The sequence below is a fragment of the Pectobacterium atrosepticum genome (assembly GCF_000740965.1).
GTDB lineage: Bacteria > Pseudomonadota > Gammaproteobacteria > Enterobacterales > Enterobacteriaceae > Pectobacterium > Pectobacterium atrosepticum.
Genome location: NZ_CP009125.1, coordinates 3,895,466 through 3,921,015, shown reverse-complemented (window position 1 = coordinate 3,921,015; position 25,550 = coordinate 3,895,466). Strand labels below are relative to the sequence as shown.

The 25,550-nt window shown below is 53.2% G+C and carries 17 protein-coding genes and 1 pseudogene; 13 read left to right on the top strand and 5 right to left on the bottom strand.

Annotated elements, in window-relative coordinates:
- Nucleotides 1-25 precede the first annotated feature (25 nt).
- Nucleotides 26-940: a 2-hydroxy-3-oxopropionate reductase gene (garR, locus tag GZ59_RS17325; protein WP_258042075.1), complete on the top strand. Its 915-nt coding sequence runs from the start codon at nt 26-28 to the stop codon at nt 938-940.
- Nucleotides 941-1,116: 176 nt separating this feature from the next.
- Nucleotides 1,117-2,262, top strand: a complete 1,146-nt coding sequence (locus GZ59_RS17320; RefSeq protein WP_011095075.1) for a glycerate kinase — start codon at nt 1,117-1,119, stop codon at nt 2,260-2,262.
- A gap of 90 nt (nt 2,263-2,352) precedes the next feature.
- On the opposite strand, the gene barA is transcribed toward GZ59_RS17320, so the two are convergent.
- Nucleotides 2,353-5,154, bottom strand: a complete 2,802-nt coding sequence (barA, locus tag GZ59_RS17315; RefSeq protein WP_011095074.1) for a two-component sensor histidine kinase BarA — start codon at nt 5,152-5,154, stop codon at nt 2,353-2,355.
- Between the two features lie 115 nt (nt 5,155-5,269).
- Here barA and rlmD point away from each other — a divergent pair, with 115 nt between their 5' ends.
- From rlmD to GZ59_RS17280, 8 genes are all read left to right on the top strand, one after another.
- Nucleotides 5,270-6,622: a 23S rRNA (uracil(1939)-C(5))-methyltransferase RlmD gene (gene rlmD, locus GZ59_RS17310; RefSeq protein ID WP_039293416.1), complete on the top strand. Its 1,353-nt coding sequence runs from the start codon at nt 5,270-5,272 to the stop codon at nt 6,620-6,622.
- Nucleotides 6,623-6,672: 50 nt separating this feature from the next.
- Nucleotides 6,673-8,910 carry a GTP diphosphokinase gene (gene relA / locus GZ59_RS17305; RefSeq protein WP_011095072.1) on the top strand — a complete coding sequence of 746 codons (2,238 nt, stop codon included), beginning with the start codon at nt 6,673-6,675 and terminating at the stop codon, nt 8,908-8,910.
- A 75-nt stretch (nt 8,911-8,985) separates the two neighbouring features.
- Nucleotides 8,986-9,153, top strand: a complete 168-nt coding sequence (locus GZ59_RS23690; RefSeq protein ID WP_155242711.1) for a hypothetical protein — start codon at nt 8,986-8,988, stop codon at nt 9,151-9,153.
- Between the two features lie 81 nt (nt 9,154-9,234).
- Entirely contained in the window at nt 9,235-10,047 is an 813-nt protein-coding gene (gene mazG / locus GZ59_RS17300; RefSeq protein ID WP_039293414.1) for a nucleoside triphosphate pyrophosphohydrolase, read from the top strand.
- Between the two features lie 226 nt (nt 10,048-10,273).
- Nucleotides 10,274-11,911, top strand: a complete 1,638-nt coding sequence (gene pyrG, locus GZ59_RS17295; protein WP_011095070.1) for a glutamine hydrolyzing CTP synthase — start codon at nt 10,274-10,276, stop codon at nt 11,909-11,911.
- A gap of 98 nt (nt 11,912-12,009) precedes the next feature.
- On the top strand, nt 12,010-13,305 hold the full coding sequence (gene eno / locus GZ59_RS17290) for a phosphopyruvate hydratase (RefSeq protein WP_039293407.1): 1,296 nt from the start codon (nt 12,010-12,012) through the stop codon (nt 13,303-13,305).
- 453 nt (nt 13,306-13,758) lie between these two features.
- Nucleotides 13,759-15,951, top strand: a complete 2,193-nt coding sequence (locus tag GZ59_RS17285; RefSeq protein ID WP_039293405.1) for a TonB-dependent receptor — start codon at nt 13,759-13,761, stop codon at nt 15,949-15,951.
- A gap of 5 nt (nt 15,952-15,956) precedes the next feature.
- Nucleotides 15,957-17,033, top strand: a complete 1,077-nt coding sequence (locus tag GZ59_RS17280) for an ABC transporter substrate-binding protein (protein ID WP_039293404.1) — start codon at nt 15,957-15,959, stop codon at nt 17,031-17,033.
- Between the two features lie 90 nt (nt 17,034-17,123).
- On the opposite strand, the gene GZ59_RS17275 is transcribed toward GZ59_RS17280, so the two are convergent.
- Entirely contained in the window at nt 17,124-17,801 is a 678-nt protein-coding gene (locus GZ59_RS17275; protein ID WP_039295227.1) for a type 1 glutamine amidotransferase domain-containing protein, read from the bottom strand.
- A 47-nt stretch (nt 17,802-17,848) separates the two neighbouring features.
- Complete coding sequence (locus tag GZ59_RS17270) at nt 17,849-19,267, bottom strand: coniferyl aldehyde dehydrogenase (protein ID WP_039293401.1); 1,419 nt, start codon at nt 19,265-19,267, stop codon at nt 17,849-17,851.
- 168 nt (nt 19,268-19,435) lie between these two features.
- Between GZ59_RS17270 and GZ59_RS17265 the strand changes: the two genes are divergently transcribed.
- The 3 genes from GZ59_RS17265 to bglB all read left to right on the top strand — a co-directional run bounded on the left by GZ59_RS17265 (nt 19,436) and on the right by bglB (nt 23,370).
- Nucleotides 19,436-20,326 carry a LysR family transcriptional regulator gene (locus GZ59_RS17265; RefSeq protein ID WP_039293393.1) on the top strand — a complete coding sequence of 297 codons (891 nt, stop codon included), beginning with the start codon at nt 19,436-19,438 and terminating at the stop codon, nt 20,324-20,326.
- 301 nt (nt 20,327-20,627) lie between these two features.
- Nucleotides 20,628-22,187 (top strand): MFS transporter, encoded by a 1,560-nt coding sequence (locus GZ59_RS17260; protein ID WP_039293391.1) that lies wholly within the window; start codon nt 20,628-20,630, stop codon nt 22,185-22,187.
- A gap of 43 nt (nt 22,188-22,230) precedes the next feature.
- Nucleotides 22,231-23,370: a beta-galactosidase BglB gene (gene bglB, locus GZ59_RS17255; protein ID WP_039293390.1), complete on the top strand. Its 1,140-nt coding sequence runs from the start codon at nt 22,231-22,233 to the stop codon at nt 23,368-23,370.
- Nucleotides 23,371-23,722: 352 nt separating this feature from the next.
- On the opposite strand, the pseudogene GZ59_RS17250 reads toward bglB, so the two are convergent.
- Both GZ59_RS17250 and GZ59_RS17245 read right to left on the bottom strand, forming a co-directional pair.
- Nucleotides 23,723-24,471: pseudogene (locus tag GZ59_RS17250) on the bottom strand (SDR family oxidoreductase).
- A gap of 8 nt (nt 24,472-24,479) precedes the next feature.
- Nucleotides 24,480-25,463 carry an MBL fold metallo-hydrolase gene (locus GZ59_RS17245; protein ID WP_039295225.1) on the bottom strand — a complete coding sequence of 328 codons (984 nt, stop codon included), beginning with the start codon at nt 25,461-25,463 and terminating at the stop codon, nt 24,480-24,482.
- Nucleotides 25,464-25,550: the final 87 nt, after the last annotated feature.

Below are 25,550 nucleotides of genomic sequence, written 5' to 3'. Positions count from 1 at the left end.
GGCGGGTTCATCGTGAATTGAAGTGATATCTACATCAGACAATGAGGTTAGGGCGATGAAAATTGGTTTTATTGGACTGGGCATTATGGGAAAACCGATGAGTAAAAATCTGCTGAAAGCAGGTTACTCATTAGTCGTGATGGACAGAAATCTGGAAGCCGTCGCGGAAGTGGTTGCGGCAGGTGCGACGTCAGCTGAAACACCGAAACAGGTTGCGGAGCAGAGCGACGTTATCATCACCATGCTGCCTAACTCTCCACATGTAAAAGAGGTGGTGCTGGGCGAAAACGGCGTCATCGAAGGTGCGCGTGCCGGAAGCATTGTGGTGGATATGAGTTCAATCGCACCGCTTGCCAGCCGTGAAATTGCTGCTGTGCTGGCGGAGAAAGAGATCGCCATGCTGGACGCACCGGTCAGCGGCGGTGAACCCAAAGCGGTCGACGGCACGCTGTCCGTGATGGTCGGTGGTGACAAAGCGCAGTTTGAGCGCTGCTTTGAAATTCTGAAATCAATGGCAGGTTCTGTTGTACATACCGGTGATATCGGTGCGGGCAACGTCACCAAACTGGCGAACCAGGTGATTGTGGCACTGAACATTGCTGCCATGTCTGAAGCGCTGGTGCTGGCGACGAAAGCAGGCGTTAACCCCGATCTGGTTTATCAGGCGATTCGCGGTGGGCTGGCTGGCAGCACCGTGCTGGATGCGAAAGCGCCGATGGTCATGGATCGTAACTTTAAGCCGGGCTTCCGCATCGATCTGCATATTAAAGATCTGGCGAACGCGCTGGATACCTCACATGGCGTGGGCGCACAGTTGCCGTTAACGGCGGCGGTGATGGAAATGATGCAGGCGTTGAAAGCGGACGATCTGGGATCGGCCGACCATAGCGCACTGGCGTGTTATTACGAAAAGCTGGCTAAAGTAGAAGTCACGAGATAACCCGTGAAGCGATAGTCACGAGGCTGGCACTGTGTGCCAGCCGACTGGCAGATAAGCATTCTGATCTACCCAAGAGATTTCAGGATCTCTACCCTGAAAGCAGGTGGATATAAGCGCTATTTCATGAGCGCGCGGATTATTGATGCAATCGGAACGTTGATGAAATCGGATCGTTTATGAAAATAGTGATCGCACCGGATTCTTATAAAGAAAGCCTGTCTGCACAAGAAGTTGCCACGCAGATTGAAAAGGGATTTCGTGAAATATTTCCCGATGCCTGCTATGTCAAATTGCCCGTTGCAGATGGTGGGGAAGGGACAGTTGAAGCCATGGTTGCTGCGACCGATGGCAAGATTGTGAATGTGAAGGTGACAGGGCCGTTAGGCGATAACATTGATGCGTTCTTTGGCCTGTCTGGCGATGAAAAAACAGCTTTTATTGAGATGGCGGCGGCAAGCGGTCTGGAACGCGTGCCTTCTCAACTGCGTAATCCGTTAAAGACCACCAGCTATGGTACGGGCGAGTTGATTCGCTGCGCGTTGGATCACGGCGTTCAGCACTGCATCATCGGGATTGGCGGGAGCGCAACCAATGATGGCGGATCAGGCATGGTGCAGGCGCTAGGCGCGAAGTTGCTGGATAAGCAGGGCGAACAGATTGGTTTTGGTGGTGGTGAACTCGACAAGCTTGCCAGCATTGATATCAGCGAGCTGGATGAACGTATTAAAAGCTGCCGTTTTGAAGTGGCCTGCGATGTGACCAACCCGTTGACGGGGAAACTGGGGGCATCGGCTATTTTTGGTCCTCAGAAAGGCGCAACGGCAGAGATGATAGAACAGTTGGATAATGCGTTGAAGCATTATGCAGCGGTGATCCGTCACGATCTGGACATGGACGTGGAACACGTACCCGGATCTGGTGCGGCGGGCGGAATGGGGGCGGCGTTACAGGCCTTTTGCGGCGCTGAGCTTCGCCAGGGTATTGAGATTGTTACGGAAGCGCTAGGATTGGATGAACTGGTACGAGATGCCACTCTGGTGATTACCGGAGAAGGGCGTATCGACAGCCAGACGATCCATGGCAAAGTGCCGATTGGCGTGGCGCGAGTCGCCAAACAGTATAATAAACCGGTTATTGGTATCGCAGGCAGCCTGACGGCAGATGTCGCTGTGGTACATGAACATGGCCTGGATGCAGTATTCAGCGTGCTTTACAACATCTGCTCACTAGAAGAAGCGCTGGATAATGCGGCAGAGAATGTGCGAATGACGGCGCGTAATATCGCCGCCACGATCCGACTGGCGCAGTCAATATCGCGCTGAACGCCATATTGAGTTGATAATCGTACCGATCGTCAGTAAAGGCAGGTGTTCGTAATACGCCTGCTTTACTGCGTGTTCATGCTGACGCGTTCATAACGACGAATGCAGAGGTTTGATATGCGGCTGGGCGGCTTTGTTCACGTTATCGATCTCGTCCAGTAGTTCCAGCCATTCAGGTTCCAAATCGCTGGCATGAACGCCGTTACGTAGCTGTTGTTCCAGATAGCGGCAGATGCGTTTCAGACGCGGGACGCCGCTGTAGCTGCAACTGCCGTGCAGTTTATGAACCAGCTCGATAATGTTGTCATCCGTTTGACCATTCAGCACATTTTCTATCTTCTGCCGAACTTCCGGCAGGAAATCCAACAGCATTTGTAACAGGTCACGTGCCAGTTCCGGCTTGTTCGCCGCCTGTTGCTGCGCCAGCGCCCAGTCGAGTGAGAGTTGGCTATCGTCGTGCTCGTTCAGCAAACCCGCAATATTTCCCCGGTCGCGCTTCAGCGGATCTTTCCGCGCATGGCGTGTCAGCACGCTTTTTAGCATCTGCTCGTCTATCGGTTTAGCCAGATAATCATCCATACCTGAGCGTAACAGGTGCTCACGTTCGCCCGTCATGGTCTGCGCAGTCACCGCGATAATGGGCGTAGTGGCATGATGAGGGATCTGGCGGATCAGCTCGCTGGCGCAAATGCCGTCCATACCCGGCATCTGAATATCCATCAGGATAATGTCGATTTGATGCATTTTCGCCTGTGAAATAGCGTCTGTTCCGCTTTCGCACAGGATAATCGTATCGACCTGTTCTTCCAGCAGTGTACCGATCAGCTTCAGATTGGCTGGGTTGTCATCCACCGCCATCACACTCAGCGGCAGACGGGCTGGATGGCGAACGACACTCTGGTGCGATGTGGTGGCGTCAGGCAGAAAAGAGAGCTGGAACAGCGTGCTGTCCTGTAGCAAGGGCAGCAGGCGTGATGCGGCGAGCGGTTTGCTCAGGCAAGCATGCACGCCGAAGGTTTTCAACTGCTCGGCATCCATTTGCGCCAGACTGGGCAGCGCCAGAATCACGCAAGGCGCACGGCGGCAGATATCGCGCAGTCTGGGCGTGTAGTCGAGCAGCATATTGCGATATTGCACAGGAATACCGAGCAGCAGGATATCAAAATCACCTTCCGGCAATTGCTCAAACGTCGGGCTGTAGCTCACCATCAACGGCGTCTGGCTCAGGATATCCAGTGTGGCTTGGGCGGCGATTGGATGGTACTCGACATAGGCCAGATGTTTACCTTGCAGCATCGTATAGGCTGGCTCGGTCGGCATGGCGTGGGGGTTGAGCGGCAGCGTGATGTGGAACCAGAAGGTCGATCCCTTGTTGAGCTGACTTTGGAAACTGATATCGCCGCCCATCTCTTTGACCAGACGCTGGGTGATGACCAACCCGAGTCCTGTGCCGCCATGACGACGTGAAATACTGGTGTCTGCCTGTCGGAAAGCCTGAAACAGCTGTGACTGCTGCAATTCGGCGATACCGATGCCAGTATCGCGTATCTGCACTTCCAACTGAACCTGATGATGTTCCTGTCGGCGCTTTTCCACCCGAATATCAATATTGCCCTGTTCAGTGAATTTAATCGCGTTACCTAACAGGTTGGTGATGATTTGCTGTATCCGCAGCGGATCGCCGACAAACTGCTCTGGAACGTCATTCTGAATACTGAGCGTTAGCTCCAACCCTTTTTCATGTGCTGTATGCGCCAGCAACATCACGACGTCGTCCAGCGTGCTGTGCAGGGAGAATGGAATATCTTCCAGCACGAGCTTCCCAGCCTCCAGCTTCGAGAAATCCAGCACATCGTTAATAATATTCAGCAGGTTATTGGCGGATCGTTCGATGGTGAGCAGATAATCAGTCTGCGTCGTGTTCAGCGGGGTCTTCAGCGTCTGACGGGTGAAACCGATCACGCCATTCAGCGGCGTTCTCAGTTCATGTGACATATTTGCCAGAAACTCAGACTTGATGCGTGCCGCTTCCTGCGCCCGTTTTTTAGCCAGATCCAGTTCGACGTTTTGGATCTCCATCTGCTCCAGCGTTTCCCGCAGATCGTAGGTTGCCTGATCGATATTTTGCTGCATCTCTTCGTGGTAGGCAGTCAGCGACATCGCCATCGAGTTAATGCCATTTTTCAGCATATCCAGCTCGCCGAGCATGTAGCCTTCCACCCGGCTATCCAACTGCCCGCGGCGAATGCGATCGACGGTATCAACCATATTGCGGATCGGGGTAGTGACATCCCGCATCAGACGATAAGCAAAGAGGACGGCGGCGCCCAAAGAGAGCAGCAACAAGAGCGCGGCGATAAAAATTTCCTGATACTGCTGAAGCCGAATAGTGCTGGTATCCAGCTCGATCACCAGATAGCCGAGGGGCGTGGCGGTACCGGGCAGTACGGGCGTCGCCCCGCCAGGCATGAACTCGCTGTCATTGACGATCGGCATGTGCAGAATCAGCGCATCATTCGTGTGGTGCAGGTGCAACCTATTGTATGAAAGCGCATCGCTGCTGATCGGCTGTAATGTCACGCTGTTGCGTACATTGGTGGTGGCCAGTAGCTGATTACGGGCATCGAACACGCTAATGGTGCGAATAATCGCGGAATGGCGGCGATGAAGCGTGTTGATTAACGCAGGAATCGTGTCCATCTGGCGATGGGTAATGGCGTAAGCGCTGATGGTCGCCAGCGGTTCAATGATACTGGTGCCTGAATCGGCCAATTGCGCCTGCAACTGATTGTAACGATGGATGACGAAGAACGAGCTGAGCAGTAGCCCGATCATGAGCGTCGGTGCCAAAATCAGTATCAACATCCGTGCACGAAGACTGTATTTGGTCATGAGGTTCCAATGTGGGAGAATTAGAGGATGCTAGGCACCCTATTATTTAATTTAGTTATACCTTAAATAATTCGAGTACAGCCGTTCAACTCAAGAGATCAATCGACAGTACATTATGGCGCAATTCTACTCTCCAAACCGGCGTGTGACGACCCGGAAAGCGGTTCCAGCGAAAAACCTCACTGTCACGGTCGCATCACTTGACCCGTTTGGGCAAGGTGTAGCGCGTCACGAAGGAAAGACGGTTTTTGTCACGGGTGTGCTGCCGGGAGAGCAGGCCGAGGTGCAACTGACGGAAGAGAAGCGTCAGTTTTCACATGCAAAGCTTAAACGCCTGTTGACGCCAAGCCCGCAGCGCGTTGAGCCGCCGTGCCCTCATTTTACCCGCTGTGGCGGCTGTCAGCAGCAGCATGCAGACATTACGCTGCAACAGAGCAGCAAAACGGCGGCGTTGATGCGCATGATGACGCGGGAAACGGGTATTGAGCTGTCAGCCGCATCGCTTATTGCTGGCACACCTTATGCCTATCGGAGGCGCGCGCGGCTTGCGTTATACTTTCAGGCAAAAGAGCAGCGGCTGTTGATGGGTTATCGACAGTCAAATTCTCACGATCTGGTGGATATCAAAGCTTGTCCGGTGTTACGCCCCGAGCTTGAAGCGCTGCTGCAACCACTGCGCGACTGTTTAAGCCAGTTAAGCGCGGTGAAACGCCTTGGGCATGTGGAACTGGTGCAGGCGGAGAACGGTCCGCTGCTGGTGCTGCGGCACCTTGATCCACTGCACCCAGCGGACGAGCAGGCATTGCGTGATTTTGCCCAGCGGCAGGGTGTCTCGGTTTATCTGGCACCGGATGCTGAATCGCTGACGTGTTTGCATGGTGAAGAGCCGGTTTATCACGTCGCCGGGCTGACGCTGGCATTTAGCCCGCGTGATTTTATTCAGGTCAATGATGCGGTGAACCAACAGATGGTTGCGCAGGCACTGGCGTGGCTGGATGTGCAACCACAGGATAGAATATTGGATCTGTTCTGCGGCATGGGCAACTTCACGCTGCCGCTGGCACAGCGTGCCGCCAGCGTTGTTGGTGTGGAAGGGGTTACCGCGTTAGTTGAGAAAGGGCGTGAGAATGCCCGACGCAATGCACTGTCCAATGTCACATTTTTTCACCAAAATCTTGAAGATGACGTCACACAGCAGCCGTGGGCAGCCCAAGGTTTTGATAAGATATTACTTGATCCGGCACGTGCGGGCGCGGCAGGCGTGATGGAGCAGATTACCAGACTGGCACCGAAACGAGTGGTGTATGTTTCCTGTAACGCCACGACGCTAGCGCGCGACAGCAAAGTATTACTCGCAGCCGGTTATCGGCTGGCGAATGTCGCGATGTTGGATATGTTTCCACATACCGGACACCTTGAGTCGATGGCACTGTTTTTGCACGATACCGGCACGCGGAAGGCGCAATAAGCAGCAAAGTCGCGACGTTTGCAAGGTGAAGGGTAACGTAGGGAGAAATTATGGTTGCGGTAAGAAGTGCGCATTTGAATACGGAAGGTGAATTCGTCCCTGACGCGTGGATTGCTTCACTGGGTATTGCCAGTCAGCAATCGTGTGAACGTTTAGCCGAAACCTGGCGTTACTGTGAGCAGCAAACGCAAAATCAGCCCGATGCATCGTTACTGCTGTGGCGCGGCATCGAAATGGTGGAAATCCTGTCCACGCTCAGCATGGACAATGACAGCATGCGCGCGGCGCTGCTTTTTCCGCTGGCCGATGCGAACGTAGTCGATGAAGCGACGCTGGAAGCAGCGTTTGGGAAAAACATCGTTGATCTGGTGCATGGCGTGCGCGATATGGATGCAATCCGCCAGCTCAAAGCGACGCAGAATGATTCGGACGCGTCTGAGCAGGTTGATAACATCCGTCGCATGTTGCTGGCGATGGTAGAGGATTTCCGCTGCGTGGTGATCAAGCTCGCCGAGCGGATCGCACACCTGCGTGAAGTGAAGGATGCCCCGGAAGAAGAACGGGTATTGGCGGCCAAAGAGTGTACCAATATCTATGCACCGCTGGCTAACCGCTTGGGCATCGGTCAGTTGAAGTGGGAGCTGGAGGATTTCTGCTTCCGCTACCTGCATCCTGATGAATATAAAAAAATCGCCAAGCTGCTACACGAGCGCCGTATCGATCGTGCGCAGTACATTGATGATTTTGTCAAAACGCTGCGCGATGCTATGAAAGAAGAGGGCGTACAGGCAGAGATCTACGGCCGTCCCAAGCATATCTACAGCATCTGGCGCAAGATGCAGAAGAAAGCACTGTCGTTCGATGAACTGTTCGATGTGCGTGCGGTACGTATTGTCGTTGAGCGTTTGCAGGATTGCTACGGGGCGCTCGGTATCGTGCATACACACTATCGCCATATGCCGGACGAGTTTGACGATTACGTCGCTAACCCCAAACCGAACGGCTATCAGTCCATCCACACCGTGGTGTTAGGGCCTAGCGGAAAGACGCTCGAAATTCAGATTCGTACGCGTCAGATGCATGAAGATGCTGAACTGGGCGTTGCGGCGCACTGGAAATACAAAGAAGGCACCGCAGTCGGCGGGCGTTCCGGTTACGAAGGGCGCATTGCCTGGCTGCGTAAACTGCTCGCCTGGCAGGAAGAAGTGTCTGATTCGAATGACGTACTGGACGAAGTTCGCAGCCAGGTGTTTGACGATCGTGTCTATGTCTTTACGCCGAAAGGCGACGTGGTGGATCTTCCTGCGGGTTCCACGCCGTTGGATTTTGCTTATCACATCCACAGCGATATTGGGCACCGTTGCATCGGAGCGAAAATCGGCGGACGTATTGTGCCGTTTACCTACCAGTTGCACATGGGCGATCAGATTGAAATTATCACCCAGAAGCAGCCGAACCCAAGCCGTGACTGGCTGAACCCGAATCTGGGGTACATCACCACCAGCCGCGGACGCTCCAAGATCCAGAACTGGTTCCGTAAGCAGGATCGCGACAAGAACATTCTGGCGGGTCGACAGATTCTGGATGACGAACTGGCGCATTTGGGCGTCAGCCTGAAAGCGGCGGAAAAATTGCTGCTGCCGCGCTACAACGTGAATTCGCTGGATGAATTGCTGGCTGCTATTGGCGGCGGTGACGTTCGTCTGAACCAGATGGTGAATTTCCTGCAATCGCAGTTAAAACAGCCGAGCGCGGAGGAACTGGATCGCGAAGCCCTACGCCAACTGACGCAAAAAACGCATCAGCCGCCAGCGCGCAGCAATAACAAAGACAATGGTCGTGTGGTGGTTGAAGGTGTTGGCAATCTGATGCATCACATTGCTCGCTGCTGCCAGCCGATCCCTGGTGATGAGATCACTGGTTTTATCACTCGCGGACGCGGGATTTCGATTCACCGCGCTGACTGTGAACAGTTGGACGAACTGCGGGCAAGTTCGCCGGAGCGCATTGTGGACGCGGTATGGGGTGAAAGCTACTCCAGCGGCTATTCGCTGGTGGTAAGGGTAATTGCCAACGATCGTAGTGGCCTGCTGCGAGATATCACCACGATTCTGGCCAATGAGAAGGTCAACGTACTGGGCGTTGCCAGCCGCAGCGACACCAAACAGCAACTGGCAACGATTGATATGGATATCGAAATCTACAACCTGCAAGTGCTGGGCCGCGTTCTGGCGAAGCTCAACCAACTGCCGGATGTGATTGATGCGCGGCGCCAGCAGGGGGCATAAATGATGGTTTTGTGTTTTGCCTCAAGCGTAAAAATTACGCTGAGGAAACACAGTTATCTAGGATGAGTGGCATGGATGCCACGAAAGTCGCTGCCGCGTAGGGAACGCGTCAGCGACGGTCCGCCAGAGGACTGTATTTCCGAAGGCACCGCGAAGCGGCGTAATTCCCGCGCAAAAGACTGGGGTCACGGGGCGGCGTCGATTGGACGCCCCGTGTCGGGCGCGACGCAGTTGCGGAAATGATCGTTGGAATGTATCGCGCACGAAACCTCTCCAGCTTGTCTGCAATCTTCGTAAAAATAATTTTTGATTTTCAGGAATATTATGACTGTATCTTTGACGAACTTATCCTCCGTCGAGCGCCTGCTCGCCATCATGAAAACCCTCCGCGATCCCGAAAATGGTTGTCCGTGGGACAAGAAGCAGACTTTTGACACCATCGCGCCTTATACGCTGGAAGAAACCTACGAAGTACTGGACGCCATCAGCCGTCAGGACTTTGACGATCTGCGCGGTGAGTTGGGGGATTTGCTGTTTCAGGTGGTGTTTTACGCACAAATGGCGCAGGAAAAGGGACTGTTCGATTTCTCCGACGTGTGTAACGCCATCAGCGACAAGCTGGAACGTCGTCATCCGCATATTTTTGGCGAGCTGACGCTGACGGACAGCGATGCCGTGCTGGCAAACTGGGAGCAGACAAAAGCGCAAGAACGTGCGGAAAAAGATCGTCACTCGCCGTTGGATGACATTCCTGATGCGCTGCCTGCGTTGATGAAAGCGCAAAAAATTCAGCAACGTTGTTCGTCAGTTGGCTTCGATTGGGACAGTCTGGGCCCGGTGCTCGACAAAGTTTATGAAGAGATCGATGAGGTGATGTTTGAGGCGCGGCAAGCCGTTGTCGATGAAGAAAAATTAGGTGAAGAGATTGGTGATTTATTGTTCGCCACAGTCAATCTCTCTCGTCACCTTGGGCACAAGGCAGAGAGCGCGTTACAGGCTGCTAATCGCAAGTTCACTCGTCGTTTTCGTGAGGTAGAACAAATCGTTACAGCATCAGGAAAAACGCTGGAACAGGCAACATTGGATGAAATGGAAGCCGCGTGGCAGCAGGTAAAAAAACAAGAAATAAGCCATTAATCGATTTTTAACTACAAGCTGGTTTTTTATCTGTTTTAATGATTTTATTTTATTGTTTTTAAAGGTAATTGAAGGTTGTGGTAAGCGCAGTTTTACCTCATCTTCGCGCGTGTTGGGATCGCCACATTGTGTAAAACGAACATTTGTGGCGCTCATCAGGTTCAGGTATACTACTTTCCCGTCTTGGTACCTCCATCGTCTTTAAACCTAAACTCTCAGGTTCAGCATGACAACTAATTATATTTTTGTGACCGGCGGGGTCGTTTCCTCTCTGGGTAAAGGCATTGCCGCAGCCTCTCTGGCGGCTATTCTTGAAGCCCGTGGCCTCAACGTTACCATCATGAAACTGGACCCGTATATTAACGTGGATCCGGGCACGATGAGCCCGACGCAGCACGGTGAAGTGTTTGTCACCGAAGACGGTGCCGAAACCGATCTGGACTTGGGTCACTACGAGCGTTTCATCCGCACTAAAATGTCGCGCCGCAACAACTTCACCACTGGCCGTATTTACTCTGATGTCCTGCGCAAAGAGCGCCGTGGCGACTATCTGGGCGCGACCATTCAGGTGATCCCACATATCACCAACGCGATTAAAGAGCGCATTATTGAAGGTGGCGAAGGCCACGATGTCGTTCTGGTAGAAATCGGCGGTACTGTCGGTGATATCGAATCTTTGCCGTTCCTTGAAGCGATTCGGCAGATGGCAGTACAAGTGGGCCGTGAGCACACGCTGTTTATGCACCTGACGCTGGTGCCGTATCTGGCGGCAGCGGGCGAAGTGAAAACCAAGCCGACGCAGCACTCCGTTAAAGAACTGCTTTCTATCGGTATTCAGCCTGACGTGCTGATTTGTCGTTCCGACCGCACCGTGCCCGCCAACGAGCGTGCAAAAATTGCTTTATTCTGTAATGTGCCAGAAAAAGCAGTAATATCCCTTAAAGACATTGATTCGATTTATAAAATTCCAGCACTATTGAAATCACAAGGTCTGGACGATTATATTTGTAAACGATTCAGCTTGAACTGCCCCGAAGCAAACCTGTCAGAATGGGAACAGGTTGTGTATGAAGAAGCCAATCCGGGCGGCGAAGTGACTATCGGTATGGTCGGCAAATATGTTGCGCTGCCCGATGCCTACAAATCCGTTATTGAAGCGCTTAAGCACGGCGGGTTGAAGAACCGTCTGACGGTAAATATTAAGCTGATCGACTCACAGGATGTTGAAACCCGTGGTGTCGAAGTATTGAAAGATTTAGACGCTATCCTGATTCCGGGCGGTTTTGGCTATCGTGGCGTCGAAGGGAAAATCATGTCGGCGAATTACGCCCGTGAGAACAATATCCCTTATCTGGGCATTTGCCTGGGGATGCAGGTCGCATTAATGGAATTTGCCCGTAACGTTGCCGGGATGGAAGGGGCAAACTCAACGGAGTTTGTGCCAGACTGTAAGTACCCAGTGGTTGCGTTGATCACGGAATGGCGTGATGAGAACGGCGATGTTGAAGTCCGTGATGAAGCAAGCGATCTGGGCGGCACTATGCGCGTTGGCGGGCAGCAATGCCATCTGACCGAAGGCAGTCTGGTGCGTCAGATGTACGGTGAACAGACGATTATCGAACGTCACCGTCATCGTTATGAAGTTAACAACATGCTGTTGAAACAGATTGAAGCGGCGGGATTACGGGTTGCTGGCCTTTCCGCCGACCGCAAACTGGTGGAGATTGTCGAGTTACCCGATCATCCTTGGTTCGTTGCCTGTCAATTCCACCCGGAATTCACATCAACGCCGCGAGATGGACACCCCCTGTTTGCTGGCTTTGTCAAAGCCGCTGGCGCGTATCAGAAGCGTCAGGTGAAGTAAGAGTTATATCAGCAACGCGCGATTGTTATCGCGCGTTGCTCGTCTAGGGTTTTAGTTCTATCTAAAGTTTTAGTTTAACTTGTACTGAGGAAAATCTAATGTCCAAAATTGTTAAAGTCATCGGCCGTGAAATCATCGACTCACGCGGAAACCCAACTGTTGAAGCTGAAGTTCATCTGGAAGGTGGTTTTGTAGGTCTGGCTGCTGCGCCATCAGGAGCTTCTACTGGCTCTCGCGAAGCGCTGGAACTGCGTGACGGTGACAAATCCCGTTTTCTGGGCAAAGGCGTAACGAAAGCCGTTGCTGCTGTTAACGGCCCGATTGCTCAGGCTGTACTGGGTAAAGACGCGAAAGATCAGGCGAACATCGACAAGATCATGATCGACCTGGATGGTACTGAAAACAAATCTCAGTTCGGTGCTAACGCCATTCTGGCCGTTTCTCTGGCAGCCGCTAAAGCAGCCGCTGCGTCAAAAGGCCTGCCGCTGTACGCTCACATCGCTGAGCTGAACGGCACTCCAGGTAAATATTCTATGCCACTGCCAATGATGAACATCATCAACGGCGGCGAGCACGCGGATAACAACGTTGATATCCAAGAGTTCATGATTCAGCCTGTTGGCGCTAAAACTCTGAAAGAAGCCGTCCGTATGGGTTCTGAAGTGTTCCACACCCTGGCTAAAGTTCTGAAATCCAAAGGTATGGGCACTGCTGTTGGTGACGAAGGTGGCTATGCGCCAAACCTGGGTTCCAACGCCGAAGCGCTGGCCGTTATCGCAGAAGCGGTAAAAGCAGCAGGCTACGAGCTGGGCAAAGACATCACGCTGGCGATGGACTGCGCAGCGTCTGAATTCTACAAAGACGGTAAATACGTTCTGGCTGGCGAAGGCAACAAATCGTTCACCTCTGAAGAATTCACCCACTTCCTGGAAGATCTGACCAAACAGTACCCGATCGTGTCTATCGAAGACGGTCTGGACGAATCTGATTGGGCTGGCTTCGCTTACCAGACTAAGGTTCTGGGCGACAAAATCCAGCTGGTTGGTGACGATCTGTTCGTAACCAACACCAAGATCCTGAAAGAAGGCATCGATAAAGGCATCGCTAACTCTATCCTGATCAAATTCAACCAGATCGGTTCTCTGACCGAAACACTGGCTGCAATTAAAATGGCGAAAGATGCAGGCTACACCGCTGTTATCTCTCACCGTTCAGGCGAAACTGAAGATGCAACCATCGCTGACCTCGCAGTAGGTACAGCTGCGGGCCAGATCAAAACCGGTTCTATGAGCCGTTCTGACCGTGTTGCTAAATACAACCAGCTGATTCGTATCGAAGAAGCGCTGGGTGACTCTGCGCCGTTCAACGGCCTGAAAGAAGTTAAAGGCCAGTAATTGCGTCTCCGGCGTAATCGGGTAGCCGAGAAGGTGGCCTGATACGCGCCCAACGTGATTAGCTATAAAAATCCAGAAGCGTGAAAGCGTTTCTGGATTTTTTTATGGCAGACATCCCTGTCCGCCACCCTTCGGGCCGTTGCTGCGCAACGTTGAAAAATGTTCCTGACGTTTTTTTATGGCGGAAACCCTGTCTGTCACCCTTCGGGCCGTTGCTGCGCCACATTCTTACCGCTCAACACGTCCTTCAGTGGGTATGGCTGATGCTCATTTTTGAGTATCATTCATACACCTCATTTTTATATTTTAATTTTTAAAATTCAAAGTTTTATAAAATAAATCCCTCTATCGCTCTCCTTATTTTCTTCCTGTCATGTCTGTATAGTACGTATCGATATATAAAGAGTTATATATCGATTATTGACATAATATTGACCAACAGGGATATAGCGGATGAAAGCCCGAAAAAATAATAGAAAAAAAGCACAGTGGTTATTGCCAGTATTAATGGTGGTTGTTCCACCCGTATTGAGCGCCGAACCGGCAACGATCAATAACAGCGAAAAGGCAAAGGCGGCTGACGTTATGGTCGTTAAAGCCGATCGCAGCGAGGTGAATGTGAATCTGGCTGGCGCAGGTATGACGACCGATGAGGTGGAGATCGGGCCGCTGGGTAAACGCGCAAGGCTGGATACGCCGTATTCGACCACGACCGTAACGGAAGCCATGATTGCCAATCAGCAGGCGAAGAACGTTAACGATCTCCTAAAATACAGCGCCTCCAGCCAGATGCAGGCGCGGGGTGGCATTGACGTAGGTCGCCCACAAAGCCGTGGTATGCAAGGTGACGTGTTGGCGAACAGCCGATTGGATGGGCTGAACATTATTTCTACCACAGCGTTTCCGGTGGAAATGCTGGAGCGGCTGGACGTGATTAACAGCCTCACTGGCGCACTGTATGGTCCTGCTAGCCCAGCCGGGCAGTTTAACTTCACGCAGAAAAGGCCGACAGCGCAGACGTTAAACCGCTTTACCGTTGGCTATTCCGGTAAAGGTGCCGCGGTGGGCTATGCCGATCTAGGCGGGCATGCGGGGGATGAAAACCAGTTCGGCTACCGTATTAATCTGCTACACGATGAAGGTGAAGGAAGTATCAGCAACAGCACATTGAGACGGCAATTAGCCAGTGTCGCGTTTGACTGGAATCTTTCCCCCGACACGGTGCTGGAAGTGAACGCCAGCGAGTATCGTTTCCGAAAAATGGGTTATGCCGGTGGTTTTTCCTATGGGCCGACAATTCAGTTACCCAGCGCACCGGATGTGACAAAACAGGGATACGGGCAGAGCTTTGCGGGTCTCGATCTGGTAACGAAAACGACCAGCACGCGCCTGAAGCACTACTTCAACAATAACTGGTACGCCTCGGGTGGCGTGGGCTATCAAACTGCCGATCGCGGTATGCGCTCGCTGTCGAATGCTATTACTAACAATCAAGGCACAGTGAGTACCTCTCTGACGCAGCCTTATTCCGCCGGACGTTTTAAGGTATTGAGCAATACGCTGCAACTGAACGGCCATATCGATACGAATGGGCCTTCGCATGACGTGGTATTCAGTACTACGGGATACCAGTGGACAATCTATAACGGGCTAGGGAATAGCAGGCGCTTTCCGCTGGGAAACAGCACCATTGATTCACCGCGTCATTATACCGATCCCAGCGATGGGCGTTTCTATCTGGGATCGGGCCGCTATAAATCCAGCCGCACCAGCCAGCAGGCTATCACCGCTGGCGATACCATCACGTTCAACGATCGTTGGTCAGCCATGGGCGTAGTGAGCCAAAGTTGGATCACTTCACGCAGTTTTGGCTCTGATGGTGGGGTGACTCGCGATACAGGCACCAGCCCGACGGTGTCACTGATGTACAAACCCTTGTCTAACGTGATGACCTATGTCGCCTATGCCGATTCGCTGGAGCAGGGCGGTACTGCGCCAACGGATGACTATGTGGTGAATAAAGGGCAGACGCTGAAACCTTATCGCAGTACTCAATACGAGGCGGGGGTGAAATCCCAGTGGGATGGGTTGAATCTGAATGCGGCTATTTTCCGTTTGGAACGTCCCTTCGCGTATGTTGCAGCAGATAACGTGTTCAAAGAGCAGGGCAATCAGGTCAACACGGGTCTGGAGCTGATGGCGGATGGTGAAGTGCTTTCCGGTTTGCACCTTTACGGCAGCATGACGCTATTGGATCCCAAGCTGAAAGACACCGCATTAGCCGCGACGCGTGATAAGCGAGTGGTCGGCGTGCCGAAATTTCAGGCTAATTTGCTGACGGAATATAGCCATCCGTCTGCGCCCAATCTGGTCTATATAGCCAATCTCCACTACACCGGTAAACGTGCGGCCAATGACACCAACACATCCTGGGCGGATAGCTATGTGACGCTGGATCTGGGAACACGCTACGGCTTCAAGCTGTACGACAAGCCAGCAGCGTTTCGTGTGGCGCTCAATAATGTCACCAATGAACGTTACTGGGCTTCTATTTTCCCCGGCAGCACGGACGGCATTAACGGCGGCGCTAACGCTTTCGTTGGTGACCCGCGTGAAATCCGCGCTTCTCTGACCGTTGATTGGTGAGTGCGATGCTGAAACGTTATTTTGCCGCGCGATACGGTGAGCTTCTGCTTAATGCGCTAATGCTGTTGGCGGTGAGTTTCTCCGGTGTGCATTTGGTTCAGGCAGAAACGCCTGAGTCCGCGCCGCGGACGATTCACTATTACGGCGACCGTGCAGTGACGGTGCCCGCGACGGTTGAGCGGATAGCGACCTCATGGAATGCGCAAAACTCGATACTGGCTATGCTGGGCTATGGCGATCGTATTGTCGGGACGACGAAACTCGTGCGCGATATGCCGCTGTTCCGCCAGTTTATGCCGTCCATTACGCAGGCTTCGCTGGTTTCCCAGAGCGGAAACATGGGAATTAATACCGAAGCGTTGATTGCGCGCCGTGCTCAGGTCTTTTTCGTGTCGGACAGCGTGCCGGTTGCTGAAGCCGAAGCGTTGAATAAGGCCGGAATTGCCATCGTACCGCTGCGCTACAACTCGCTGGCGGCGATGGTGGAACGCACGTTGATCACCGGTGAGATTCTGGGGCCGGAAGCGTCGCGTCGGGCACAGGATTTTGCCGCTTATTATCAGGACAATGTCAGACGCGTGACGGAAGTGATCCAGAACATTCCGTCACAGCAGAGAGTGAAGGTCTACCATGCGGTTGGCGATCCGTTAACGACGTCGGGACGTCCTTCACTGAATCAGGACTGGATGGATCTGGGCGGTGCGATCAATGTGGCAGAACCGTGGTTTAGCCGTTCAGGTGTGACAACCGCACCCGTTTCGCTTGAGCAGATTTTTCAGGCCGACCCTGATGTGATTATTACGATGCGGGCTGCGGATGCGAGAGCGATTCGTCAGGATGCACAGTGGCAGCAGCTACGTGCGGTAAAACAGGGGCGTGTTTATGCCAATCCGCTGGGCATGTTCTGGTGGTGTCGGGAAACCTCGGAGCAGGCGCTGCAATTTCTTTGGTTGGCAAAAACGCTGTATCCGCAGCAGATGCAGCACATCGATATGGCAAAAGAGACGCATGATTTTTATCAGCGTTTTTACGGTTTCGATTTAACCGCGCAGCAGGTCGATTCAATTTTGTCTCCCCCCTGAAATATAGGGGACTTCACTTGATGACAGGGCCGCATCAGCGTTGCGATGCGGCCCTGTTTTTAGACACAGAAAAATGAGGTATAACGCGGATTAAGCCAACTGCTTGAGAATCGCTTTGGCGACCACTTCTGAGCTTGCCGGATTTTGACCGGTGATCAGCTTGCCGTCTTCAACAAGGTACGGTGCCCAGTCTGGGCCTTTTTCGTACAGGCCGCCGAGTTTCTTGAATTCATCTTCAATCAGGAAAGGCACCACGTCCGTCAACTGAACCGCCTCTTCTTCACCGTTGGTGAAGCCTGTCACTTTGCGGCCTTTAATCAGGGCATCGCCGTCTTCTGTTTTCACATGAATCAGCACGCCCGGCGCGTGGCAGACAAAACCGGTTGGCTTGTTGGCACGTACAAAGGCCTCGATGAGCGCGATAGAGACGGGCGATTCAGCCAGATCCCACAGCGGACCGTGGCCGCCGGGATAGAAGACCGCATCGAAATCCTGTTCGATGACGGTATCCAGTTTTACCGTATTAGCCAGTTCCTGCTGCGCAGCAGGGTCTGCTTTAAAGCGATGCGTCAGCTCGGTTTGAAAATCAGCCAGATCGCTTTTCGGGTCGAGGGGCGGTTTGCCGCCAGCAGGGGAAGCGAGAACGATCTCGGCACCCGCATCTTTAAAGGTGTAATAAGGTGCCGCAAATTCTTCCAGCCAGAAGCCGGTTTTATTACCGGTGTTGCCCAGTTTGTCGTGAGAAGTCAGGACCATTAAAATTTTCATCATTTTTCTCTCTATAGCTGCAGGATATTCGGGTGAATAGAGGCCATTTAGCCTTTGAGAACTGCGACAATCGCATTTTGTTTCTCATGGTAAGGCGCACGCAGTGTCAGGTTAGACGCGCCATCTTCACTTTGTATGACGATCGGTTTGGCGTGGCTGAAACGGCGAAATCCGTGGACACCGTGATATGCGCCGATGCCGGATGCGCCAACGCCGCCAAACGGGAGTGTGTCGATGGAGACGTGCGTCATCACATCATTGATAACCAACGCGCCTGACGTTGTTCTGCCGGCGAAGCGTTGCTGCATGGCTTCATCATGGCTGAACAGATAGGCCGCCAGCGGACGTGGATGCGCATTGATGTAGTTAATCGGTTCCTCTGCCGTTTGATACGTTTTGACGGGCAGCAGCGGGCCGAAAATTTCTTCCTGCATGATCGTCATATCATCGCGTACGCCGAACACCAGATGTGGGGCAATTTTGCGGCTTTTGGCATCGTAGGACGCTTCGCCTTCCGGTGCCAGACTAACGACGGTCGCGCCTTGCTGTTCAGCCTCTTTCAGGAGTCGAATCAGGCGATCGTAATGCCTATCAGCAATGATAGACGTGTAATCTGGGTTCGCCTGTAGTGTCGGGAAGCTTTTCTGCATAAAGGCTTTGGCAGCATCGCGGAAAGCCTGTTCCTGACCTTCAGGCAGCAGCACATAGTCCGGCGACAGGCAGATTTGCCCCGCGTTGAAAGTTTTTACCGTCAGCGTGCGTTCAGCAGCTTCTGTGATATCTGCACTGCTATCAATGACGACGGGTGATTTGCCACCCAACTCCAGCGTGACCGGCACCAGATTCGCCGCCGCCGCGCGCATCACATGTTTCCCCACGGCGGTGCTGCCGGTGAAGACCAAATGATCGAACGGCAGTTCGCTGAATGCCTGACCGATTTCCGCATCGCCCAACACGACGGCCAATTCCAGCGGGTCAAAATAGTGGGCAATCAATTCCGCCAGCAGTTCAGACGTGTGTGGCGTCAGTTCTGACGGTTTCAGAATCGCGGTATTACCTGCGGCAAAAATGTCAGCCAGCGGGCCGAATGACAGGTTTACCGGGAAGTTCCACGGGCTGATCACGCCGATCACACCCAGAGGCTGATGTTGAATCCATGCCTGCATACCGGGAGCGGGTTCATCAACCGGTTCTGGCTGCATCCAACGTTCAACGTTATCGATGGCGTTCTGTAGCATCTTTAGCGTGATGCCGATGTCGGCAGCGAACGAGTGATACAGGCTGCGATGGCCGAAATCATCACTCATGGCCTGCGCGAGCGCCGCATGGTTTTCACGGAGCAGATTGATGCTGCGCTGTAAGCGATCTTTACGTAGCGCGGCATCGGCGGGGCCAGATGCAATGTGAGCACGCTTCATCGTCTTCAGGATGGCTTGTAAATCCTTTTTGGATTGTTGTGTCGACATGTTTTGTCCCCTTTTAGTCGTCGAGTACCAGAGAAAACAGAAAGTTAGCCGGGGTTCCGGGTCACTCAAGATGGGATAAAGGATACGGCAGGGGTTGATCCGTCCGCCAACAAGATTATTATTCTAGGGGTATAAATAATTTTATATCTCAGGCTCTATAGGTATCTCATGTCACTCCTTCGTCTACGTACGTTTGTGGAAGTCTATCGACAGCGCTCAATTAGCGGGGCGGCGCGCGCGCTCAATCTGACTCAGCCTGCGGTGTCGCAGCACATTGCCGGGCTGGAGGTCGCGGTGGGGCGTCGTCTCTTTGAGCGTCAGGCAAACGGTGTGACGCCAACGTCGGCAGCAGATGACTTAGCGGCGGATCTCGGGGATAAACTGGATGAAGCCGAAGCGGCGTTGGCCTCCGCCCGTGCGAGGTCAATGGATGTCGCGGGGACGCTGCATATCATTGGTCATGCGGATTTCATGGCTGAAGTGGTATCAGAACAGCTGTTTCCGCTGCTTGAGGCGGGTGTCCGGGTGCATATGCATACCGGTGACGGCGACTTGATTAAACAGATGCTGCTGGAAGGGCATTGCGATCTGGGCATAACGGCGCATCCCGTGACGGATAAGCGGCTGAAAAGCGATCTGTTAAAGAGTGCGACGCTACAGGCCGTGGCGGCGCCCGCGATTGTCGAACGGTTGGTACAGGCAGACGATCTGCCGCAGGCGCTGGCACGGGAGCCGATGCTGGCGTATGACCTGGAGCTTCCTCTGATTGATCACTGGTTGAAGAAAAACCGCATACAGGATAAGGGACTGGTGCCCGCCGTGGTGAGCCAAGATCTGCGTGCGCTGCGTCGTGTGCTGACCAGCGGGTTTGGCTGGACGGTGATGCCGATATATTTATGTCAGGATCTGTTGGATTCGGGGGAACTTGTCATTATCCCGCCGCCTGTCGGCACCACGCAGCTTGATTACTATCTGGTCTGGGTGCCGGGCGCGCTGCGCCAGCCACGTTTAGCCCATGCGCGGCAAACTTTTCTGTGGCGCTTACAGCACGCGGAATAATCTCGTCCTCGATTAAAAAAATGCCGTTTTTCAAGACATAATGAGGCGTAGCCTGCTGCCAGCTCCGCCTTCCTTCTTGCTTGTTCCTCACTTCCTATCCTGTGATCGCCATAAACGAACTGCGAGTTTTGTTCAGTTAAAATGGCTTTTTATAAAATCTTTGAAGCGGATCGCACCAATCTTCCCTGTGCTGCCAGCGTAGGGGACGTGATGGCAAAAGCGCAAAGGTTTTCACGATCGCCGAGCGCTAACGTAACAGCGTGACACCCTCATAACTAGAAATGCTCGGGGAAGGATGGCGATGAAAACACGTAAGATCGGTTTGGCTAACTATTTAGCCTACGGTTCAGGGGACTTTCTTGGTGCGGGTACAACCGCGCTGACGGCCGCTTGGTTACTCTATTTTTACACCACGTTCTGCGGCTTAACGCCGATTGAAGCAACCTTTATTTTTGCGATGGCGCGCGTGCTCGATGCTGTTGTCAGCCCGCTGATGGGCTTCCTGACCGATAACTTCGGCTCAACCTGGCTGGGCAAGCGCTTCGGCCGTCGTAAGTTCTTTATTCTGCTCGGTATTCCCTTCGTGTTCAGCTACAGCTTCATGTGGGTCGGGGATATGAGCTATTGGTACTATCTGCTGACGTACCTGCTGTTCGATATCGTCTATACGATGGTGCTGGTGCCGTATGAAACGCTGGTGCCGGAAATGACCGACGATTTCAAACAGAAAACCAAGTTCTCCGGCGCACGTATCGCGCTTGCGCAGCTTTCCGCGATTTTAGCTGCTTTCTTGCCGGGCATTCTGCTGGGCTACTTCGGTAAAGACAATGCCGTGTCCTTCTTCTATTCGAGTCTGGTGTTCTCGATTATCTGCGCCCTGGTGCTGACGTTGGTCTATTTCTTTACCTGGGAGCGGCCACGCGATCAGATGTCGGAAGCGTCGCTACGGGCGGAAAAAGAGCGCCAGTCCCTGACGCTGAGCCAAAGCCTGAAACGGCTGAACGTTGAACTGGTTTCCACGCTGCGTATTCGTATTTTCCGCCAGCATCTCGGTATGTATCTGGGCGGGTATATCGCGCAGGATGTGTTCAACGCCGTGTTTACCTACTACGTAGTCTTTGTGCTGATGCAAAGCCCGACGATGGCCTCTAACCTGATGGGAACGATGGCGATTCTGCAATTTATTGCGGTGATTGGCATGATTCCGCTGTGTATCCGCTTTGGGCCAGCCCCCTCTTACCGCTTTGTTGTGTGCCTGTTTGGCCTGAGTGCGCTCTCCTACGCTGTCCTGTGGTACAGCGGCCTGCATGACACCTTCTCTCTATTGCTGCTGATCTCTGCGCTGGCGGGTATCGGACGCGGCGGGATCAACTACGTACCGTGGAACACCTACACTTACATCGCGGATGTAGATGAAGTGATCACCGCACAGCGTCGTGAAGGCATCTTCGCTGGGATTATGACGCTGACTCGTAAAGCCTCTCAGGCCGGTGCGGTGATGCTGGTGGGGATTGTGTTGCAGCTGTCCGGTTTTGTATCCGGGCAGAGCGTACAAGCGCCGAGCGTCAGCCACACGATTCTGATGATTTTAAGCTTCGGCACTGTGTGCGTGCTGGCGCTGGGCTTCCTGGTTTCTCTACGCTTTAAGCTCAACCTGCAAACGCACAGCGTGCTGCGGGAAGAGACGTTGAAAATGCGTGAAGCCGGGCGTCCTGTGCCGGAGAAGATTACGCCGCAGGCGCGGGCGACAGTCGAAATGTTGGCTGGTATGCCGTATGAATCGCTGTGGGGCAACAACAATATCGGCTATTTGAACCGTCATAACGGCGACAAGCCGGTAACGCACGCTACACAGCCGTAACTGTATTGAACTGTTAACTGATAACTCAATTGGATGAATGACTATGACCGTATTCAGTGTAAAACATAGCCCGCTTTTACGTCAGCCGGAACGCTTCATCTCCCGTGAGGATCTGAAGGCGCTGATTTGCCGTATCACCGACAATCTGGTGAATATTGAGGATAAAACCGGTGAGTTCTTGTTACGGCTGGACGATGGTCGGGTGATTGATACCAAAGGCTGGGCAGGGTGGGAGTGGACGCACGGCATCGGGCTGTACGGGATTTATCAGTATTATCAGCAGACGGGTGACGAGCAGATGCGCGCCATCATTGACGACTGGTTTACTGAACGTCTGGCGGAAGGCACACCGACGAAGAACGTGAACACCGTGTGCCCGTTCCTGACGTTGGCTTATCGCTATGAAGAGACGGGCGATGCCCGCTGGCTGCCGTATCTGGAGCGCTGGGCGGAGTGGGTGATGTATGAAATGCCGCGCACGGACAAGCAGGGCTTGCAGCACATTGTTTATAACAATGAAAACCATCAGCAGCTGTGGGATGACACGCTGATGATGAGCGTGCTGCCGTTAGCGAAAATCGGCAAGCTGTTAAATCGGCCGGAGTTTGTAGAAGAAGCGACATATCAGTTCATGCTGCACGTGCAATACCTGATGGATCGTGAAAGCGGCCTGTGGTTCCACGGTTGGACGTTTGAAGGACAGCACAACTACGCCAAAGCGCGCTGGGCGCGTGGTAACAGCTGGCTGACCATCGTTATCCCTGAATTTATCGAACTGCTGGATCTGCCGGAGCACAACGCGACGCGCCGTTTCCTGCTGCAAGTATTGGAAAGCCAGATTGAAGCATTGGCAAAATATCAGGATGACAGCGGCCTGTGGCACACGCTGATCGACGATCCCAACTCGTACTTAGAAAGCTCAGCAACCGCCGGTTTTGCCTACGGTATTTTGAAAGCGGTGCGCAAGCGCTATGTTGATCCGAGCTACGCTGAGGTTGCGGAGAAAGCGATTCGCGGCGTGATTAATCACGTCAATAAGGACGGTGAACTGACGCAGGTATCATTCGGCACCGCGATGGGCACCGATCTGGATTTCTACCGCAACATAGCGCTGACCTCCATGCCTTACGGTCAGGCAATGGCGATCCTCTGTCTGGCGGAATATCTGCGGGTCTATCTGTAAGAGGTCATCGCTACTCTTATATGCAAATGCTGCGAATTTTTATGGTTTGGCCGTTATCCGGCGTGAAAATTATGCAGCGGTGCGCTTGACCGCCGAGTGAGCGACAGGACGTCGCGAAAGCCAGTGCCGCGTCGGGAACGCGTCACTGGCGGCTCGAAAAGCGGGCATGGGCACCGATGGAACCGCGTAGCGGCATAATTTAGCTGGAAGCCTGGGTTCGCAGGGCGGCGGCGACTGAGCGCCCTGCGTCGGGCGCGTGTATATGTTACATATGAATGGCGGCAGTATGGCGCACGAAACTCTCTCTTAGCCTGCATAACAAATGTGATTAAGAGGAGGGGTGAGGGGGGGATTATTTCCCGCCTGCCAGATCGATAAAATTCCCTGTTACATAGGACGCCTCGTCCGATAACAACCAGCCTATCGCCTGCGCGACTTCCATCGGGTGACCACCCCGTTTCATAGGCAGCGAATGCTTGACGCGATCGACCCTTGCCGGTTCTCCACCGTCAGCATGCATATCGGTATAAATAAAACCGGGCCGCACGGCGTTAACCCGAATGCCCTGATCGGCGACTTCCAGAGATAAACCAATAGTTAAGGTATCGAGCGCGCCCTTTGATGCCGCATAGTCGATATATTCGTGTGGCGAACCCAGCCGAGCGGCTGCGGATGACACGTTGACGATGGCTCCGCCTTTTCCGCCATGCCGAAATGCCATGCGTTTGACCGCTTCCCGAGCACAAAGAAAACTGCCCACGGTGTTGGTGGCAAAAATATCGTTAAGCCGTGTGGCATCAAGCTGTTCAATAGTGGCCTGAGGTTTGAGTATCGCGGCGTTATTCACTAGGCCTGTCAGACGCCCAAGCATTTTATCGGTTTGCTTAAAGAGTTCGATAACCTGCTCTTCATCGGCGATATCGACCTGAACGGCGATGGCAGTTCCGCCGCTCGCGCGTATCTCTCTTCGAGGACGCTATTCGCACTATCCTGCTGGGTGCGGTAGCCGATACAAATCTTGTGGCCTTTTCCTGCCAGATAGCGCGCGGTTGCGCGACCGATGCCGCGCGAACCGCCAGTAATTAACGTAATGAATTCCATTCTGCCCCTTAGTTTTTTAGCCCCGCCATACTGTAATTCGCAGGGATCCAGCGATAGCCGTTTGGTTTACCGCTTGAATCATACACGGCTTTGACCTGACCTAAACCGGGGAAGGAAATGTGTGCCGCACCAATCCATTCATTATTCTGCGCTGCTTCTGCCAGAACCTGTAAACGCGCGTCTGCGGCTTCATCCATATTGCGATCGAAATCGATCGTAGTCATAGGGCGAGGAAATTGTACCGCTTCGGCATGGATCGTATCGCCCCATAGTGTCAGTTTTTGACCGTCACTTTCGATCTGATAAAGGCTATGACCTGGCGTATGCCCCGGCGCTGGAACAGCGGTAATGCCCGGAAAAAGCGGCTGCTTGCCGGAGAAGGTTTTCAGCCGTTTGGCCGCAACGACGGGCTGCAATGAGTCCTCCGACTGCCCGAACGTGTGTTTCTCGCTATCCCGAACATGGTTGCTGTTAGACGGATTGAGCCAGAAATCCACATCTTTCTGATTAACGTAAACGGTGGCGTTAGGGAAAACCAGCTTGCCGTCACGCGAGACGCCGCCAGAATGATCGGCATGAATATGGGTCAGCAAAACGGTATCAATCTTCTCCGGTGGATAGCCAGCGGCGCGCAGGTTGTCGGGTAATTTCCCCCCCTGTTTGCCGAATAGTGGCCCGGCCCCAGTGTCTACCAGTATCAGCCGTTTACCCGTATTAATGAGATACGCGTTAATTGAGGTTTCGACCTGCGGCTGGAGATTCTTTTGCGCCAGCAGGTGCAGTATGTCTTCGTGGGGAATGTGGGTGAGCAGCTTATCCAGTGGGATAGTGACCGTACCGTCAGAAAGGGCAGTAATTTCAAACTGGCCTAGCATCATCCGGTAATAACCCGGTGCCTGTGTTCTCAGTTGAGGCACCGATTCTGCTTCGGCGATAAGGGGCGTTCCCGCCAGCAAAACCACGGGTAATAACGTCTGTTTCAGAAGATTCATTTTCATTATGCATTCCAGGAAGGTGACCCTGCTCGTCAGGGACTGGAACGATTATTCTGCTGACGCTACTATTGTTCAAATTGATTA

Excerpts from the sequence above, each read along its gene's own strand:
- pyrG (WP_011095070.1), top strand. The coding sequence starts at position 10,274 with ATGACAACTAATTATATTTTTGTGACCGGCGGGGTCGTTTCCTCTCTG.
- GZ59_RS17285 (WP_039293405.1), top strand. The coding sequence starts at position 13,759 with ATGAAAGCCCGAAAAAATAATAGAAAAAAAGCACAGTGGTTATTGCCA.
- GZ59_RS17245 (WP_039295225.1), bottom strand. The coding sequence starts at position 25,463 with ATGAATCTTCTGAAACAGACGTTATTACCCGTGGTTTTGCTGGCGGGA.
- eno (WP_039293407.1), top strand. The coding sequence starts at position 12,010 with ATGTCCAAAATTGTTAAAGTCATCGGCCGTGAAATCATCGACTCACGC.
- barA (WP_011095074.1), bottom strand. The coding sequence starts at position 5,154 with ATGACCAAATACAGTCTTCGTGCACGGATGTTGATACTGATTTTGGCA.
- mazG (WP_039293414.1), top strand. The coding sequence starts at position 9,235 with ATGACTGTATCTTTGACGAACTTATCCTCCGTCGAGCGCCTGCTCGCC.
- GZ59_RS17280 (WP_039293404.1), top strand. The coding sequence starts at position 15,957 with ATGCTGAAACGTTATTTTGCCGCGCGATACGGTGAGCTTCTGCTTAAT.
- GZ59_RS17270 (WP_039293401.1), bottom strand. The coding sequence starts at position 19,267 with ATGTCGACACAACAATCCAAAAAGGATTTACAAGCCATCCTGAAGACG.
- GZ59_RS23690 (WP_155242711.1), top strand. The coding sequence starts at position 8,986 with ATGCCACGAAAGTCGCTGCCGCGTAGGGAACGCGTCAGCGACGGTCCG.
- GZ59_RS17320 (WP_011095075.1), top strand. The coding sequence starts at position 1,117 with ATGAAAATAGTGATCGCACCGGATTCTTATAAAGAAAGCCTGTCTGCA.
- rlmD (WP_039293416.1), top strand. The coding sequence starts at position 5,270 with ATGGCGCAATTCTACTCTCCAAACCGGCGTGTGACGACCCGGAAAGCG.
- relA (WP_011095072.1), top strand. The coding sequence starts at position 6,673 with ATGGTTGCGGTAAGAAGTGCGCATTTGAATACGGAAGGTGAATTCGTC.
- bglB (WP_039293390.1), top strand. The coding sequence starts at position 22,231 with ATGACCGTATTCAGTGTAAAACATAGCCCGCTTTTACGTCAGCCGGAA.
- GZ59_RS17260 (WP_039293391.1), top strand. The coding sequence starts at position 20,628 with ATGAAAACACGTAAGATCGGTTTGGCTAACTATTTAGCCTACGGTTCA.
- GZ59_RS17275 (WP_039295227.1), bottom strand. The coding sequence starts at position 17,801 with ATGAAAATTTTAATGGTCCTGACTTCTCACGACAAACTGGGCAACACC.
- GZ59_RS17265 (WP_039293393.1), top strand. The coding sequence starts at position 19,436 with ATGTCACTCCTTCGTCTACGTACGTTTGTGGAAGTCTATCGACAGCGC.